At 65.2% G+C, this 15,271-nt stretch carries 13 protein-coding genes and 1 tRNA gene; 8 read left to right on the top strand and 6 right to left on the bottom strand.

The window, feature by feature from the left end:
* The first annotated feature begins 193 nt into the window (after positions 1-193).
* Positions 194-874, top strand: coding sequence for an outer membrane protein (locus FJW06_RS13025; RefSeq protein WP_140752234.1), 681 nt, complete (start codon positions 194-196; stop codon positions 872-874).
* 580 nt (positions 875-1,454) lie between these two features.
* Here the strand turns inward: FJW06_RS13025 and FJW06_RS13015 are convergent.
* Positions 1,455-1,529 (bottom strand) — tRNA-Gly (locus FJW06_RS13015).
* Between the two features lie 281 nt (positions 1,530-1,810).
* Here FJW06_RS13015 and FJW06_RS13010 point away from each other — a divergent pair.
* The 4 genes from FJW06_RS13010 (at position 1,811) to FJW06_RS12995 (ending at position 4,650) form a co-directional block, all read left to right on the top strand.
* A complete protein-coding gene (locus FJW06_RS13010) occupies positions 1,811-2,305 on the top strand; it encodes a prolyl-tRNA synthetase associated domain-containing protein (RefSeq protein ID WP_140752230.1) in 495 nt (164 codons plus the stop codon).
* 102 nt (positions 2,306-2,407) lie between these two features.
* Entirely contained in the window at positions 2,408-3,400 is a 993-nt protein-coding gene (gene trxA / locus FJW06_RS13005) for a thioredoxin (RefSeq protein WP_140752498.1), read from the top strand.
* 309 nt (positions 3,401-3,709) lie between these two features.
* Positions 3,710-4,381, top strand: coding sequence for an LON peptidase substrate-binding domain-containing protein (locus FJW06_RS13000; RefSeq protein WP_140752228.1), 672 nt, complete (start codon positions 3,710-3,712; stop codon positions 4,379-4,381).
* 23 nt (positions 4,382-4,404) lie between these two features.
* The gene (locus FJW06_RS12995; protein WP_140752226.1) at positions 4,405-4,650 is read left to right on the top strand and encodes a Trm112 family protein; all 246 of its coding nucleotides are present in this window, start codon (positions 4,405-4,407) and stop codon (positions 4,648-4,650) included.
* A gap of 112 nt (positions 4,651-4,762) precedes the next feature.
* Here FJW06_RS12995 and FJW06_RS12990 read toward each other — a convergent pair whose 3' ends face one another.
* The 3 genes from FJW06_RS12990 to FJW06_RS30500 are packed head-to-tail and all read right to left on the bottom strand — an operon-like array spanning position 4,763 to position 10,519.
* A complete protein-coding gene (locus FJW06_RS12990) occupies positions 4,763-8,101 on the bottom strand; it encodes an error-prone DNA polymerase (RefSeq protein ID WP_140752224.1) in 3,339 nt (1,112 codons plus the stop codon).
* Positions 8,098-9,585 carry a DUF6504 family protein gene (locus tag FJW06_RS12985; protein WP_140752222.1) on the bottom strand — a complete coding sequence of 496 codons (1,488 nt, stop codon included), beginning with the start codon at positions 9,583-9,585 and terminating at the stop codon, positions 8,098-8,100. Before FJW06_RS12985 ends, FJW06_RS12990 begins: the two co-directional genes overlap by 4 nt.
* Positions 9,527-10,519, bottom strand: a complete 993-nt coding sequence (locus FJW06_RS30500) for a hypothetical protein (protein ID WP_140752220.1) — start codon at positions 10,517-10,519, stop codon at positions 9,527-9,529. The genes FJW06_RS12985 and FJW06_RS30500 overlap by 59 nt, the downstream gene beginning before the upstream one ends.
* A gap of 183 nt (positions 10,520-10,702) precedes the next feature.
* Here FJW06_RS30500 and FJW06_RS12975 point away from each other — a divergent pair, with 183 nt between their 5' ends.
* The gene (locus FJW06_RS12975; RefSeq protein ID WP_140752218.1) at positions 10,703-11,140 is read left to right on the top strand and encodes a metallopeptidase family protein; all 438 of its coding nucleotides are present in this window, start codon (positions 10,703-10,705) and stop codon (positions 11,138-11,140) included.
* A 154-nt stretch (positions 11,141-11,294) separates the two neighbouring features.
* On the opposite strand, the gene FJW06_RS12970 is transcribed toward FJW06_RS12975, so the two are convergent.
* A complete protein-coding gene (locus tag FJW06_RS12970; protein ID WP_140752216.1) occupies positions 11,295-11,501 on the bottom strand; it encodes a DUF1737 domain-containing protein in 207 nt (68 codons plus the stop codon).
* A 91-nt stretch (positions 11,502-11,592) separates the two neighbouring features.
* Positions 11,593-12,468 carry a CoA ester lyase gene (locus FJW06_RS12965; RefSeq protein WP_140752214.1) on the bottom strand — a complete coding sequence of 292 codons (876 nt, stop codon included), beginning with the start codon at positions 12,466-12,468 and terminating at the stop codon, positions 11,593-11,595.
* A gap of 532 nt (positions 12,469-13,000) precedes the next feature.
* Between FJW06_RS12965 and FJW06_RS12960 the strand changes: the two genes are divergently transcribed.
* Positions 13,001-13,699, top strand: a complete 699-nt coding sequence (locus FJW06_RS12960) for a response regulator transcription factor (RefSeq protein WP_140752212.1) — start codon at positions 13,001-13,003, stop codon at positions 13,697-13,699.
* The gene (locus FJW06_RS12955) at positions 13,687-15,258 is read left to right on the top strand and encodes a HAMP domain-containing sensor histidine kinase (RefSeq protein ID WP_140752210.1); all 1,572 of its coding nucleotides are present in this window, start codon (positions 13,687-13,689) and stop codon (positions 15,256-15,258) included. The genes FJW06_RS12960 and FJW06_RS12955 overlap by 13 nt, the downstream gene beginning before the upstream one ends.
* The last annotated feature ends 13 nt before the right edge of the window (positions 15,259-15,271 follow it).

Below are 15,271 nucleotides of genomic sequence, written 5' to 3'. Positions count from 1 at the left end.
GCGCCAACCTTGGCAGGGCAAAAGCTACGCGGTCTGCTCGGCCCAATGGTCCGGCACAATCAGCAATTGGCCGATCTGTAGTATGTTGCCAAAGTGTCACTTCGCAGAAACTTTGGAGACTCCGCCGCTCTAGCTAAATCCTTTAGGGAATTCGCCTGCTAAATTAGCGCAAATCGAAACGCGGGGATTCGTAATGAAGTACATTCTGGCAGCGGCGATACTGGGCGCATCTCTTACGTCGGCGATGGCGGCTGATGTCGTGAACGAACTCCCGGTCGCCTCGACCTATGACTGGAGTGGTGGGTATATCGGCGGCCAGGTCGGCTATGCCTGGGGACGCGATCACATCAACGATGAACTGCTAACCGGAGGCGGAACGGATTACAGCGATAGCTTCAAAGTCCGCGGCGTGACCGGAGGCGTTTTTGCCGGCTATAACATGCAGTGGGGCAATATCGTTGGCGGCATCGAAGGCGACATCGAGGCCTCCGGAATTGTCGGCCACAATCCCGACTGGCCGTTCGGAACGGATGACAACACCCATGTCGACGCTCAGGGCTCACTGCGCGGGCGCTTGGGCTACGCGATCGACAACTGGATGCCATACGTAACCGGCGGTCTGGCGCTCGGGGATATACACACCAAGTTCGAAGATGGCGCTGCCACAGACTCCAAGTCCCAGGTTAAGGCTGGCTGGACGCTCGGTGTTGGTGTCGCCTACGCCATTAATAGAAATTGGTTCGCTCAGGTGGATTACCGATACACGGATTTCGGCAAGGTTACGACTGCCACCACCAACACTGACTCGTCCTTTGTCGAACATGAGCACGTCAAGACGAACGAGGTCAGAATCGGCATCGCTTACAAGTTCTGAAAATTAGCTCTGGCGGGCCTGCTGGACCGCGTGGCCGGTGAAGGCCGAAGAGCAGACACCGGCCAAATTAGGTTTTCTCCCGGAAAACTCTTGAGCGAGGCGTGCCGGGCTTCAGCCAGGCCTTGCACTCGATAGCTGCTGCCGCTTTTCAGCTTTGAAGCTGCCGGCTGCCGAACATCGGCTTGACGGGAGCGTTCTGTGGGATCAATGCCTTCGGTTCAGGAAGCGCGCTTCTCGCAGGAGCGATGCCCAGTCAGTGCCAATCATCTCGACGAACTCTCGGGCTTGTTCTTCGGAAATCCCCGTCTCCTTAACCAGCCGCCGAACCAGTAGATCAGCCAGGTCTTTCTTGCCGTCTCTTCCTACGCGACACATTGGAAACTCCATGAATCGCGCCGAACCGGTTGTAAGCGGGAAGGTTTCAGGCGTGGCTCAGGCGTCACAGAAAGTGAAAAAAGCCCGCCGAGGGGACCGCTAGGGGCGGATAGTGGGCCGTGCTCCCTTGGTGCTGCCCGGCAGAAATGAAAAAGGCCGGATTGATCCGGCCCATTTCATAACTGCCCAGTTTCCTCAAGGAAACTGGAGCGGGTGAGGCGATTCGAACGCCCGACCCCAACCTTGGCAAGGTTGTGCTCTACCCCTGAGCTACACCCGCTCGCGCGGCCTCGGGCCGCAAGCCGCGCCTATATGGCCGAAGAGCGCGGCGATTGCAACAGGGAAATGACGGTCTTTTTTGCAGCGAATTTCCTCCCGCGGCAACGTCCGCCTCGAAAGCATCGGAATGGCGCGGAACCGGGCAGGTCGTAAATCCGCCGGCGAAGCCACCGCCCGCCTTTCCCGGAATTGCGCCTTTCCCGGAATTGCCCAGGCGGCCTTGCCCCGATGGCATTGTTGGCCGTAAACGGCATGACCGCTCTTTTGACCGCGCGAGGACCGATGCCGAAGACCGAAGCCGAGCTCAACGAATTTCTTGCCGATCTCGGCATTTCCGTCTCGACGGTCAGGCACCCGCCGCTGTTCACCGTCGCCGATTCGCAATCCTTGCGCGGCGAGATTCCCGGCGGACACACCAAGAACCTGTTCCTCAAGGACAAGAAGGACAATTATTTCCTTGTCACCGTCGGCGAGGAGACCGTGGTCGACCTGAAGCAGATCCACCATCTGATCGGCGCCGCCAGCCGGGTGTCGTTCGGCAAGCCGGAGATGCTGATGGAGCTGCTTGGCGTCATCCCCGGCGCGGTCACCGTCTTCGGGCTGATCAACGACACGGAAGGGCGGGTAAAGGTCGTTCTCGACGAGGCGTTGTTGCGCCACGACATCATCAACGGTCACCCGCTGACCAATGAGGCGACGACCTCGATCGCCGCCGCCGACCTGATCAGATTCGTCGAGGCAACCGGCCACGATCCTGTTATCCTGAAAGTCTCATAATCTTGAAAGTCAGGGCTTGATCGCCACATGGAAGGCGGTTCCGAATCCGACAATGATGCGCCGGGCGCCGAAGCCCGGGCGCGCGACCGAAAGGGCAAAACGATGAGCGACAACAATCCGTATAGCGGCGCGTTTGGCGGCAATGGCGGCCAGTATGCCCAGACGGTGCAATATGGCGGCGGCGACCGCCCCAAGGTTTCGCTGGGCGACGCGCCGGCGGCGGCCGACCTGATCAAGGACACGACCACCGCGACTTTCGCCGCCGACGTTATCCAGGAATCGCGGCGCCAGCCGGTGCTGGTCGATTTCTGGGCGCCGTGGTGCGGGCCCTGCAAGCAGCTGACGCCGCAGCTTGAAAAGGCGGTGCAGGCCGCCGGCGGCAAGGTCAAGCTGGTCAAGATGAACATCGACGACCATCCCTCGATCGCCGGCCAGCTCGGCATCCAGTCGATCCCCGCGGTCATCGCATTTAAGGATGGCCAGCCCGTCGACGGCTTTATGGGCGCTATTCCCGAAAGTCAGATCAATCAGTTCATCCAGAAGGTCGGCGGCAAGGGCGGCGGCGCGCCGCAGATCGCGGACGCGCTTGCGGCGGCCGCCGAGGCGCGCACGGCCGGCGACGTGCAGACCGCGGCCGACATCTACGACGCCATCCTCGAGCAGGCGCCCGAGACGCTCGAGGCGATCGCCGGCTTGGGCGAGATCCTGTTCGATGCCGGCGACGCGGACGGCGCCGAAGCGGTGCTCGCCCGGGCGCCCGAGGACAAGAAGGACGCGCCGGCGCTGGCGGCGCTGCGCGCCAAGATGACGCTGGCGGCGGAAGCGGCGGCGCTCGGCAATCCGGCCGAGCTCGAGCGCCGGCTCGCCGCCAACCCGGCCGACCACCAGGCGCGCTTCGACCTGGCGATGATCCAGAACGCGCGCGGCGAGCGCAATGCCGCCGCCGACAATCTGCTGGCGATCGTCAAGGCTGACCGGACCTGGAACGACGACGGGGCCAGGGCGCAGCTCTTAAAGCTGTTCGAGGCCTGGGGAATGACCGACGAGGCTACGCTCGCGGCACGCCGCAAGCTCTCGTCGCTGCTGTTCTCGTAGCGCGGCCTCGGCGTTTCACGGATTCGCCGGACCGCCTCGGTATTTGTTCTGGCGCAATTTCGGACGGAAAACCGGTTCGCACTTTTCCTGGAATTGTTTTAGCTTTGCGCAATTGCGGGCGGAAACCGCCGGTTCGTGGAATTGGCTTCAAAGTTTTTTGCCGGCTGTCGCGGTCGGGGCTTGAGCGGCTGAGCGCCAGCGCCAGATAAGGGCAGGCCGGCGGTTCGCCCCAGTGTGAACGACGAGTTTGCCGGGCCAAAGGAGATTGCAGCTTGTTGCGCTTGCAGGTGTTGCTTTGGGAGGGTTGCGGTGCGCGTCGGTAACGCACTGTACCGGCTGGCCAAGGATTTGCCGACGGCAATCCCGGTATTCCCGCTGGCCGGAGCGCTGCTTCTGCCCGGTGGGCGCATGCCGCTCAACATCTTCGAGCCGCGCTACCTGCAGATGATCGACCAGGCGATGGCCGGCTCGCGGCTGATCGGCATGATCCAGCCGAGCCTCGACGGCGCGTTGCGCGACGACGGCGAGCCGGAGCTGTGCAGCGTCGGTTGCGCCGGGCGCATCATCTCGCTCGCCGAGACGGGCGACGGCCGCTACCTGATCTCGCTGCAGGGCGTGTGCCGGTTCCGCATCGTCCAGGAGCTCGCGGCAAAAACGCCGTTCCGGCAGTGCCGGATCGCGCCGTTCCTTGCCGATCTCGAGGAAGACCAGGCTGCCGCCGAGGTCGACCGGCCGGCGCTGCTCAAGGCGTTTCGCGCCTATCTGCAGGCCAACGACCTCGAGGCCGACTGGGAAAGCGTCAGCCGCGCCGAAAACGGCATGCTGGTCAACGCGCTGTCGATGATGGCGCCCTATGGACCGGCCGAGAAACAGGCGCTCTTGGAAGCGCCGGACCTGAAGACGCGCGCCGAGACGCTGATCGCTATCACCGAAATGACGCTGGCGCGCGAGGATGACGAGTTTGGCTCCAGTCTACAATAGTTTGCCGACACGGGGTTGGGTTCATGGCGGACGGACGTGACGGGCGGAAGGCTGAGGTCGACCCGAAACTGCTGGAGCTGCTGGCCTGCCCGCTGACCAAGGGGCCGCTGACCTGGGACCCCGAGCGCAGCGAGCTGGTCTCGCGCGTCGCGAAGCTCGCCTATCCGGTACGCGACGGCATTCCCATCATGCTGCCTTCGGAGGCGCGCACGATCTCGGCCGAGGACATGCTGACGCCACAGCCGCCACGGCTCGGCGGGCCGTCGTGAGGGGGCTATGCTTATAGGCGCAGCGACGTAGGTTGGCGATCCTTCGCGCCCCCTCTGGCCTGCCGGCCATCTCCCCCACAAGGGAGGAGATTGGCTGCTGTCTCGTGTCGTCCTACTGAAAATTCCGCCCTTTGGGCATGACCTGTCGCGCGGCGCTCGACAGCGTCGCGACGTCCTGATGGACCGGCAGGCCACGGCTTGCGTCGGGCATTGGTCCAACCGGCCGTTCGGCGGGACTGTGCTCGATGACCGGACGATTGGAGGATTCCAGCAGCACGCTCAGCCAGGGTGTCAAATCCTCGACCCTGTCGGCGACGATGTGGATGACGTCCGATTCATGCTGCAGCTTGCCGGTGACGCGGATGAAGCGCGCGCCCATGACGATGGGGCGGAAACGGTCGAAGACGCGCGGCCAGATGATGACGTTGGCGATCGACTTCTCATCCTCCAGCGTGAGGAAGATGGCATTGCCCTTGCCGGGGCGCTGGCGGACCAGAACGAGGCCGGCGACGGAGACGCGGCGGCCATCGCGCACCGAGGGCAGGCGGGCATTGGGGGTGACGCCGGCGCGGTCCAGCCTCTCGCGCAGGAAGGCGACGGGATGCTCCTTCAGGGACAGGCCGAGCGAGCGGTAGTCATGCACGACATGTTCGCCGAGCGGCATTTTTGGCAGTTTCGTTTCCGGCTCCAGCTCGCGCAGGCGAAGCGTCGGCTGGTCGAACAGCGGCAGTTTCTCGGCGGCGCTCTTGCCGTCAAGCGCCCGCACCTCCCAGAGCGCGGCACGGCGGTCGAGACCGATCGAGCGGAACGCGTCCGCCTCAGCCAATCTTTCGATCTCGCCGACATCGAGGCCTGAACGCAGCCAGACATCCCTGACCGACCGATAGCCGTCGCCGCGCTGCGCGACGACGGCTTCCATGCGCTCCTCGGACAGGCCCTTGATCTGGCGGAAGCCGAGCCGCACGGCATGCGCCGTCCGGATCACGCCGCGCATCGAGGCGTGGCGCTCGAGGATGCGGGACGGATCGAAGACCGATTGCTCCAGCGTGCAGTCCCAAACGGAATGGTTGATGTCGACGTCGCGGATTTCGACGCCATGGTCGCGCGCGTCGCGCACGAGCTGGGCCGGCTGGTAGAAACCCATCGGCTGAGAATTCAGGATCGCGGCGCAGAAGACATCCGGGTAAAAAGTCTTGAACCAGCAAGAGGCATAGACCAGCAGCGCGAAGGAGGCGGCGTGGCTTTCGGGAAAGCCATATTCGCCGAAACCCTCGATCTGCTTGAAGCAGCGCTCGGCGAACTCCCTCTCGTAACCATTGCCGACCATGCCGTCGATCATGCGCTGGCGGTAATTGCCGATCGTGCCGGTACGCTTGAAGGTGGCCATGGCGCGGCGCAGCTCATCCGCCTCGCCCGGCCGAAAGCCGCCGGCGACGATGGCGATCTTCATCGCCTGTTCCTGGAACAGCGGCACGCCCAGCGTCTTGCCGAGAATCTTTTTGAGTTCCAGGCTCGGGTAGTTAACTTCCTCCTTCTTCTGTCGCCTACGTAGATAAGGATGAACCATGTCGCCCTGGATCGGGCCGGGACGCACGATCGCCACTTCGATGACGAGGTCATAGAATTCACGGGGCTTAAGTCGCGGCAGCATCGACATCTGCGCGCGCGACTCGATCTGGAAGACACCGAGCGTATCGGCCCTTTGGATCATGGCGTAGACGTCCTCGTCCTCTTCAGGGAGCGTCGCGAGCACGTAAGGTCGTCCAAATGGATCCCGCGCCCGCGGATAATGATCGGTGAGCAAGGTCAGAGCGCGCTTCAGGCAGGTCAGCATGCCGAGCGCCAGCACGTCGACCTTGAGGATCTTCACCGCGTCGAGGTCGTCCTTGTCCCACTCGACCATCTTGCGCTCCTCCATCGCCGTCTTGACGATTGGCACGACCTCGTCGAGCCGGTCCCTGGTGATGACAAAGCCGCCGACATGCTGGGAGAGGTGGCGGGGGAAGCCCATGATCTCGTTGGCGTGCTCCAGCACCTGGCGCGACAGCGGATCGGTGCGGTCGAGACCGCCGGCATTGGCTTCCTTTTCGCCGAGCTCGGAGGTCGACCAGCCCCAGATGGTGCTGGACAGCGCGCTGCGGACATCCTCCGACAGGCCCATGGCCTTGGCCACCTCGCGCAGCGCGGAGCGGCCGCGATAGCTGATGACGGCGGCGGCCAAGGCGGTGCGCTTGGCGCTGTACTTCTCGTAGATATAGGCGATGACCTCGTCGCGGCGCTCATGCTCGAAATCGACGTCGATATCGGGCGGCTCGTTGCGCTCCTCCGAGATGAAGCGCTCGAACAGCGCATCGATCCGGTCGGGGCCGACTTCGGTGATGCCGATGCAGAAGCAGATGACCGAATTGGCGGCGGAGCCGCGGCCCTGGCAGAGGATGTCCTTGCTGCGGGCGAATTTCACGATGTCGTAAACGGTCAGGAAATAGCGCGCGTAATTCAGGCGCTCGATCAGGGCGAGCTCCTCCTCGATGCGTTGGATGACATGCGAAGGTATGCCGGCCGGGTAGCGCCTTGCCGCCCCTTCATAGGCCAAACGCGCGAGCTCGGCCTGCGGCCCGAGGCCGGATTCGGTCGGCTCATCCGGATAATTGTATTCGAGGTCGCTGAGCGAGAAGGTCAATTCGTCGGCGAAGCGCAGCGTCTCCGACAGCGCTTCAGGGTGACGGCGGAACAGGCGCGCCATCTCCAGCGGCGGCTTCAGATGGCGCTCGGCATTGGCCGTCAGCTCCAGCCCGACCTCGGAAACCGGCGTGTTGAGGCGGATCGCGGTGAGCACGTCCTGCAGCGGGCGGCGCTCGGCGGCATGGTAGAGCACGTCGTTGGTCGCCATCAGCGGAACGCGCGCATGGTCGGCCATTGCCGCCGCCTGCTCAATGCGGAAGCGGTCGTTGCCGCCATAATCCGGCGCCACGGCCAATCGGAGCGCCGCGCCGAAGCGACCTTTAAGCCGGCTAATGAATTCCAGATGACCTTCGGCGCCACCGGACAGCTCGGGCAGGATCGCCAGCGACATGCGATCGCCCCATTCGAGCAGGTCGTCCAGCCTGAGCAGCGTCGCGCCCTTCTCGGTCTCGTCGCGCAGATTGGCCCGGGTCAGCATGCGGCACAGATGCCCCCAGCCCTGGCGGTCACGGGGATAGGCGAGAATGTCAGGCGTGCCGTCGCCGAACACCAGGCGGCAGCCGGGGTGATAGGGCATCTTTTCCACCCTGGCCTGCTGCCAGGCGCGCACGACGCCGGCGACCGTGTTCCTGTCAGCAAGCCCGATCGACGAAAAACCGTAGAATTTCGCCGTGACCACCAACTCCTCCGGCTTGGAGGCGCCGCGCAGGAAGGAGAAGTTCGACTGGATGCCGAACTCGGCATAGGGGATGGCGGTCAGCGCATTCATGCGAACACCCCATGCATGAACCAGCGCGGCGTCGCGGCCTGCGGCGCGCTGCCGTAGAGACCCTGGCGGTAGAGCCAGTAGCGGCGCCCCTCGCTGTCCTCGATGCGGTAATAGTCGCGGGTCGGCGCTTCCTCCTCGCCTGGCAATTGCCGCCACCATTCGGCGGCGATGCGTTCCGGCCCTTCGGCGCGGGCGACGCGGTAGAGCGCGCGCCGCCAGCGGAAATTCATCGGCGGTCCCTCGGGGATCTCGGTCGCCGGGACCTCGATCGGCTCGGGTGAGCGGAACAGGCGCACCGGCCGTTCCGGCGGATAGACGGTCATCGGCGGCGCCGTTCGGGGCGTCGCCCGGCCGGCCGCCGGCGCGCGCCTTTGCGGGGCTTCGGCGAAAGGCACGGTCTTGACGGCGCGTTCCGGCAGGTGGCTCTCGACGACCACCGGCTTCAGAACGGCGGCCTCGCCGAGGCGGGCGCGGACGCGGTCGGCGAACAGCGCGATGTCGGCTTCATCATCGTCCGCCTCGCCGGCGAGGTCGCCTTGAACCAGGTCGAAGGCGGCGACCGACAGCACGGACAGCCGCACGAGGTCGAAGCCGAAGCCGGCGTCGATGGTCTGCTCCAACGCGGTCAGCCGCTCGTGGAACAATCTTTGGATCAGCCGCGGCTCGCGCATCGGACGCGAGGTGCCGACGGCAATGCGGCTGACGGCGCCGTCGACGCGGAAGAGAAGCAGCGCCAGCGTCCTTGCGCCTTCGCCGCGGCGCTCGAGATCGGTCTTCAAGGCGATCGCCAGCCGGTTCACCAGCCGCTCGATGTCGTCGGTGAGCATGACCGGCTCGGCAAGGTGGCGCTCGACCGAGAGCGGCGCGACGGGAAGGCGCGGCGACACGGCCTCGTCGAGGCGGCCGAGCGCCTGGTCGAGGCGCAGAAGCAAGGTGGTGCCGAAGCGGCGGGCGAGCGGCGCGCGGGGCGCCGCCATCACCGCGCCGGCGGTGCGCAGGCCGACACTTTCCAGGCCGGTACGGGTCTCCGGCGCGATGCGCAGCGCCGAGAGCGGCAGCGGCGAAAGCAACGCCTTCTCCTCGCCGCCGGTCACGATGCGGTCGCCATGAAAGCGCGCCGCCGCCCAGGCGGCACCCGGCGTGGAGGCGAGGCCGGCGCGGACATCGAAACCCTGCTGGAAGAAGCGGGTGAGGATCTCGTCCTGCATGGCGCGCTCGCCGCCGAAGAGATGCGTGCAGCCGGTGACGTCGAGGAACAGCCCGTCCTCGGCGTCGATCGCCACCAGCGGCGTGTAGCGGTCGCACCAGTCGGCAAGGCCTTCGAGCAGGCGGCGGTCGGCTTCCGGATCGGCCTCGACCACGTCGATAGAAGGGTGCATGGCGCGCGCATCGGCAATGCCCATGCCGCGCTTCAGCTTGAGCGCCTCAGCCCGCTCGTCGAGGGCTGCGATGCGCTGGGTGTTGTTGTCGCGATGGCTGATCACCAGTGGCGGGTGCTGCGAGGGCCGGGAACGCCAGGACCGCCCCAGACGCTGGCGCAGGATCCGCTCCGCGCTGAGATGTGGGAACCACAGCGACAGAATTCTCTGCTCTTTCTGCAAAAGCGTGCTCATTTGGGTTCCACTCCAGTGTGAATTGTCCGGGCAGGGCCGTGCGGCTCTTGCCGATATCGACTTTGAAAGCGGGGCGGCCGATCGAGCCGGCGAGCGGCCCGGCGACCGTTTCGCGGCTTGTCGAAGGCGCCGCCGAGACGATGAGGCGCACCGGTGCGGCGGTGGGGTCGGCCGCGCCGGCCTGGCGCAAAAGCAGAACCGGCCGGCCGGCATTCCGGGCGCGGGCGTGCAGGCGGCGCGTGGCGGTGAGGTCAAGAAGCCGCGGACTGCCGCGGATCTCGAGAATGACCGCGGCGAAGGCCGTCATGCGGGCGGCCTCCTCGGCGATCCACAGCGCGTCGAGCAGCTTCGGCGCCTCGGAAAACAGCAATTGCTCCGGCTCGATGCCGAACAGGGCGTGAAGACCCTTGGCATAGGGAAGGCCAGCCTCGTGGAAGATTTCCGCCGTGCCGACCCAGAGGATCGGGAGCCCCTGCTTCTCCTTGAGGATCAGGCTCACAAGCGACAGCGCGAAGCCGGCGACCGCGCCGGCATCGCGGGTTTCCAGGCCATGGATCTCGCTGAGGGCCGCCTTGGGCAGGCCGCCGCCAAGGGCGGTGTCGAGGCGATCGATGCCGGTATGCAGGAAGGCGTCCGCCGCAGCCACGGCGAGGCCGCGCCGGACAAGCGTCATGTCCGATCCGCCGGCATTGATAGGCGCGCCAGGCGCGGGCGCCTGCAGGCGCTCGGGCAGCGTTCCCTCGATCTTCGCGATCTGGCGGCGCAGGGCAAAAACAGTGTCCCGCGCCACGGCGCTCATCGCCATGACGTTCACTTCCGGTAGCAATTGTTCCTGTTATGTTCTTATAGATTCCAGAGGCGCCCGGGAGAGTCAAGCGGAGTCAGAAGGAATTTATTCCTTCATCTTTTTACCCTGAAAGCGGGCGGCCAGCCGGCTCATTTGCCTCTATCGAGGCGAAAGCCTATATGCCGGATCAAAGGACATTTCATGGCCCGCATCTACAAGACCCGCACCTGGCATGACCAACTCTCGCCGTCGATGGACGAGATGGAACTTCTGGCGCTGGAGACCTATGCCCATCTGCCGGAGGAGTTCCGCAAGCTCACCGGCGAGATCGTCATCCAGATCGCCGATTTCCCGACCGACGAAATCATGGACGACCTGTCGCTGGAGACCCCCTTCGACCTGCTCGGCCTGTTCGAGGGGCGCGGCATCGCCGAGCGCTGGAACCCGCAGACCGGCGAGGGGCCGAACCGCATCACCCTCTACCGCCGCGCCATCCTCGACTATTGGGCCGAGAACGAGGAGACACTGGGCGACATCGTCACCCATGTGCTGATCCACGAGATCGGCCATCATTTCGGCCTGTCGGACGACGACATGGAACGGATCGAGGAAGCAGCCGAGCAGGCGGCGGCGGGCTGAGAGACTGCTTGGAAATTCTACTCCGGCGGCCATCTGGTGGCGCTTTCTGCGCTTCCGGTGCTCACGGACCCAAAAGTCCGCTCCGCTCCGGTTCTCGAAATCACCACCATATGACTCGCCAGAGCGAATTTCGAAACAGTCTCTAAGCGCTTTCCTACCAGTCGCTGAGCTTGGTGTCGGCTGTGTATTCCTGGCCTTCGACGTCCTTCACTACGGCCTGGCCGCAGCGCATCGACTTCGTCTGCTGGTCAAAGCCATAGGTCGGCGAGCCGAACAGGTGCCAGCCCTTGTTCAGCTCAGCGGTCACCTTATGGCAGAAGGTGGCGTCGTCCGGGCCGGTGAGGAAGCGGTAGAGTTTCATTTTCGTCTCTGATCGTGAATGGTGTCTATCCATGCATGTCGTTTCCCAAAACCGCTGCGCACTTTTGGGCGACATGCATCAGCCCCAAGCATCATGCGCCGATGATCGCGGCCTTCGCCAGAAGTTTCTCGGCTTCCGCCAGATGCAGCCGCTCGACCATCTTGCCGTCCAGCGCGATCACGCCCTTGCCGGCATTTTCGGGCCGCGCGAACGCATCCCGGATCGCGCGGGCCCCGGCCAGCGCTTCCGCCGACGGCGAAAAGGCGCGGTTCGCCGGCCCGATCTGGGCGGGATGGATCAGCGACTTGCCGTCGAATCCCATGGCGGCTGCTTCCGCGCATTCGCGGGCGAAGCCATCGAGATCGCGGAAATCGTTGGCGACGCCGTCGATGACGTCGAGACCGCCGGCGCGCGCGGCGAGCACCAGCTGCATCAGCCAGGGCATCAGATAGCGCCGGTCCGCCAGGATGCCGGTCGCCTTCACCAGATCATTCGTTCCGGCGACGAAACAATTTAGGCGTGCCGCCGGGTCGCGGCCGAGCTCGGCGATGGCGCCGATGTTGAGCAGCGCCCTGGGCGTCTCGACCATCGCCCATAGTTTCACGCTGTCCGGCGCGAAATTGTCGTCGAGGATATCACCGGCCTCGAGAATGTCGCGCGGCGTGCCGATCTTGGGCAGGAGAATGCCGTCGGGCTCGGCCTTGGCCACCGCCAACAGGTCGTGGGTTCCCCATTCGCTGGCCAAAGGGTTGATGCGCACCACCATCTCGCAGCGCCGTTCCGGGCGCGCAGCCAGGATGCCGGCGACCTTGTCGCGCGCGGCTTTCTTGTCGGCGGGCAGGACGGCGTCCTCGAGATCGATGATGATGGCGTCGCAGGTAAGCGAGCCGATCTTGGCGAGCGCCTTGTCGTTCGAGGCGGGAATGTAGAGCACCGAGCGGCGCGGGCTGTAGGGTTCTTGAGCCATGGCCGATCTATGCCGGGTGATGGCGGGTGAGGCAAGGCGGGTCCGTCAATCGCAGAGGTTGGCGCCGCCCCTCATCCCCCCACCGGGACCTTCTCCCCGCAAACGCGGAGAAGGGCTGGCCTGCACCAAATCTGCAAATCCTTGCGGAAAACCTCCTCCAATCCGCCGCGCCCTCACCGCGCCGGTCGGCGAGAAGGCTGTCATGCGAACACCTCATATACATCGCTGGTCCCTGCCGCGCCGGCTCCGCGATGAAGGCTGGTGGCTCGTCGAGCCGCAAAGGCCATGCCATGGGGCGGGTATACTGCTTTTCGCCCCGAGGTCGCGCCACGTGGCGGACACGCCGGGGAGGGTCCGGCGATGACGCTCTTTGCCAACCCTGCCATGGGCCTCGCACAGGCAGGCGCAAAAATGCCCGCGCCCTTTGTCGGTTCATGTCGTTGCAGCTCGCGACCGAAAACAATTTCGCACTTCTCCATGGAATTGCTCTAATCCTGCCGTCACCCAAGCTTACCCGCCGGGCTATTGATCGATGCCGCACAACATCCTCGTCGCCGACGACGACCCGCATATCCGCGAGATCATCTGCTTCGCGCTGGAAAAGGCCGGCATGAAGACAGCCGCCGTCGCCAACGGAGCCGCGGCGCTCCAGGCGGTCGAGCAGCGCACGCCCGACCTCATCGTCCTCGATATCGGCATGCCGGAGATGGACGGGCTGGAGGTCTGCCGCAGGCTGAGGCAAAAATCCGACCTGCCGGTGCTGTTCTTGTCCGCGCGCGACGAGGAGATCGACCGGGTGCTCGGGCTGGAGATGGGCGGCGACGACTATGTGACCAAGCCGTTCAGCCCGCGCGAGCTGGTCGCCCGCGTCAACGTCATCCTGCGGCGGGCGCGGCCGGCCATTGTGGAAGAGGAAGCCGACGATCGGGAATTCGCGCATGGCAAGCTCATGCTCATCCCGGCAAGCCATGAAGCGAGCTTCGACGGCAAGCCGCTCACCCTGACGGCGATCGAATTCGCCATCCTGAAAGGCTTCCTCGCCCGGCCGCAACACGTGCTCGGCCGCGACGCGGTGATGGCCAATGCCTATGCCTCCAACATCCATGTCTCGGAACGCACGGTCGACAGCCACATCCGCAACGTGCGGGCCAAGCTGGCGGCGGTCGGCTGTCTCGATGCGATCGGGACGGTGCATGGCGTCGGCTTCCGGCTCGGCCGATGCGGTGGTTGAGCAAGGAAAGGTGGCGGCCGCGGCTTGCCACCGTCGTCATCGCCATCCTGATCGTGGTCATGGCGCTGCCGCTGGTCGGGCTGTTCTTCTTCCGGCTCTATGAGAACCAGCTGATCCGCCAGACCGAGGGAGAGCTCATCGCGCAGGGCGCTGTGGTCGCGGCCCTCTATGCCCAGGAGGTGCGCGCGGCCGGCATTCCCCAGGAAAGGCTGGGTTCGCCGATTTCGGCCGATCCGGCGAAGGACAACAACTATCCCTACGATCCGATCGAGCCGCGGCTCGACCTTGCCTCCGACGATGTCATGCCGATGCGTCCCGCGGCGCTTCCCGCCACCACCGACCCGGCCTTCGCCGCCATCGGGTCCCGGCTCGACGGCATTCTCGACCAAACGCAGAAAACGACGCTTGCCGGCTTCCGCCTGCTCGATCCGCATGGCGTGGTGATTGCCGGCGGCGACGAGGTCGGCCGGTCGCTTGGCGATGTCGAGGAGGTACGGACCGCGCTTTCGGGCCTCTATGCCAGCGAATTGCGCCTGAGGATCCCCGACCAGCCGGCGCCGCCGCTCTATTCGGTCAGCCGCGGCACCAGGGTGCGCGTCTTCGTCGCCATGCCGGTCGAGCTCGATGGCCGGGTCGCGGGCGTGGTCTATCTGTCGCGAACGCCGAACAACATCGTCAAGCACCTCTATGGCGAACGCGGCAAGGTGACGTTGGCGGCGATCACCATCGTCGGCGGCACGCTCTTGATCGCGCTGGTGTTCATCCGCACCGTCAGCCGGCCGATCTATGCGCTGATCGAGCGGACAAAGCGCATCGCCGCCGGCGATCGCGAGGCGATCAGGCCGCTCGCCCATCACGGCACGCGCGAGATGGCGGCGCTGTCGACGGCCTTCCTCGACATGGCGACCAAGCTGCAGGCGCGCTCCGATAGCATCCAGACCTTCGCCACCCATGTCTCGCATGAGCTGAAATCGCCGCTGACGGCGATCCAGGGCGCCGCGGAGCTGCTGCGCGATTCCGGCGGCGCGATGGATGAAGCCGAGCGCAAGCGATTCTCCAACAACATCGTCACCGATGCCGGACGGCTCAATCTCCTGGTGCGGCGGCTGCTCGACCTGGCGCGCGCCGAAAACCTGGAACCGAGCGGCGAAAGCACGACGCTTCATGCCGCCTTGGCATCCTTGCCTATCGACACAAGGCTGGAAGCGCGGCTTGAGGGCGGCGGCGACATCAGGCTCGGCATCTCGGCCGAGAATCTCGGCATCGTGCTCGCCAACCTCATCGACAATTCGGCAAGGCATGGCGCCCGACAGGTGGCGATCCACGCCTCGGCCTGCGGCGAGCGCGCGTCGGTCCGGATCGGCGACGACGGCGACGGCGTCTCGGCCGCCAACCGCGCCAGGATCTTCGAGCCGTTCTTCACCACAAGGCGGGAGTCCGGCGGCACCGGCATGGGCCTCGGCATCGTGCTGGCCCTCCTGAAAGCGCATGATGGCACGATCAGGCTGGTTGACTCCGAAGCCGGCACGCGCTTCGAGATCGATCTGCCGGTTGCGTGAGACGCGAGCGGCT

Source organism: Mesorhizobium sp. B4-1-3, assembly GCF_006439355.1.
In the GTDB taxonomy this organism is placed as follows: domain Bacteria; phylum Pseudomonadota; class Alphaproteobacteria; order Rhizobiales; family Rhizobiaceae; genus Mesorhizobium.
This window is presented reverse-complemented; position numbering and strand designations above follow the sequence as displayed.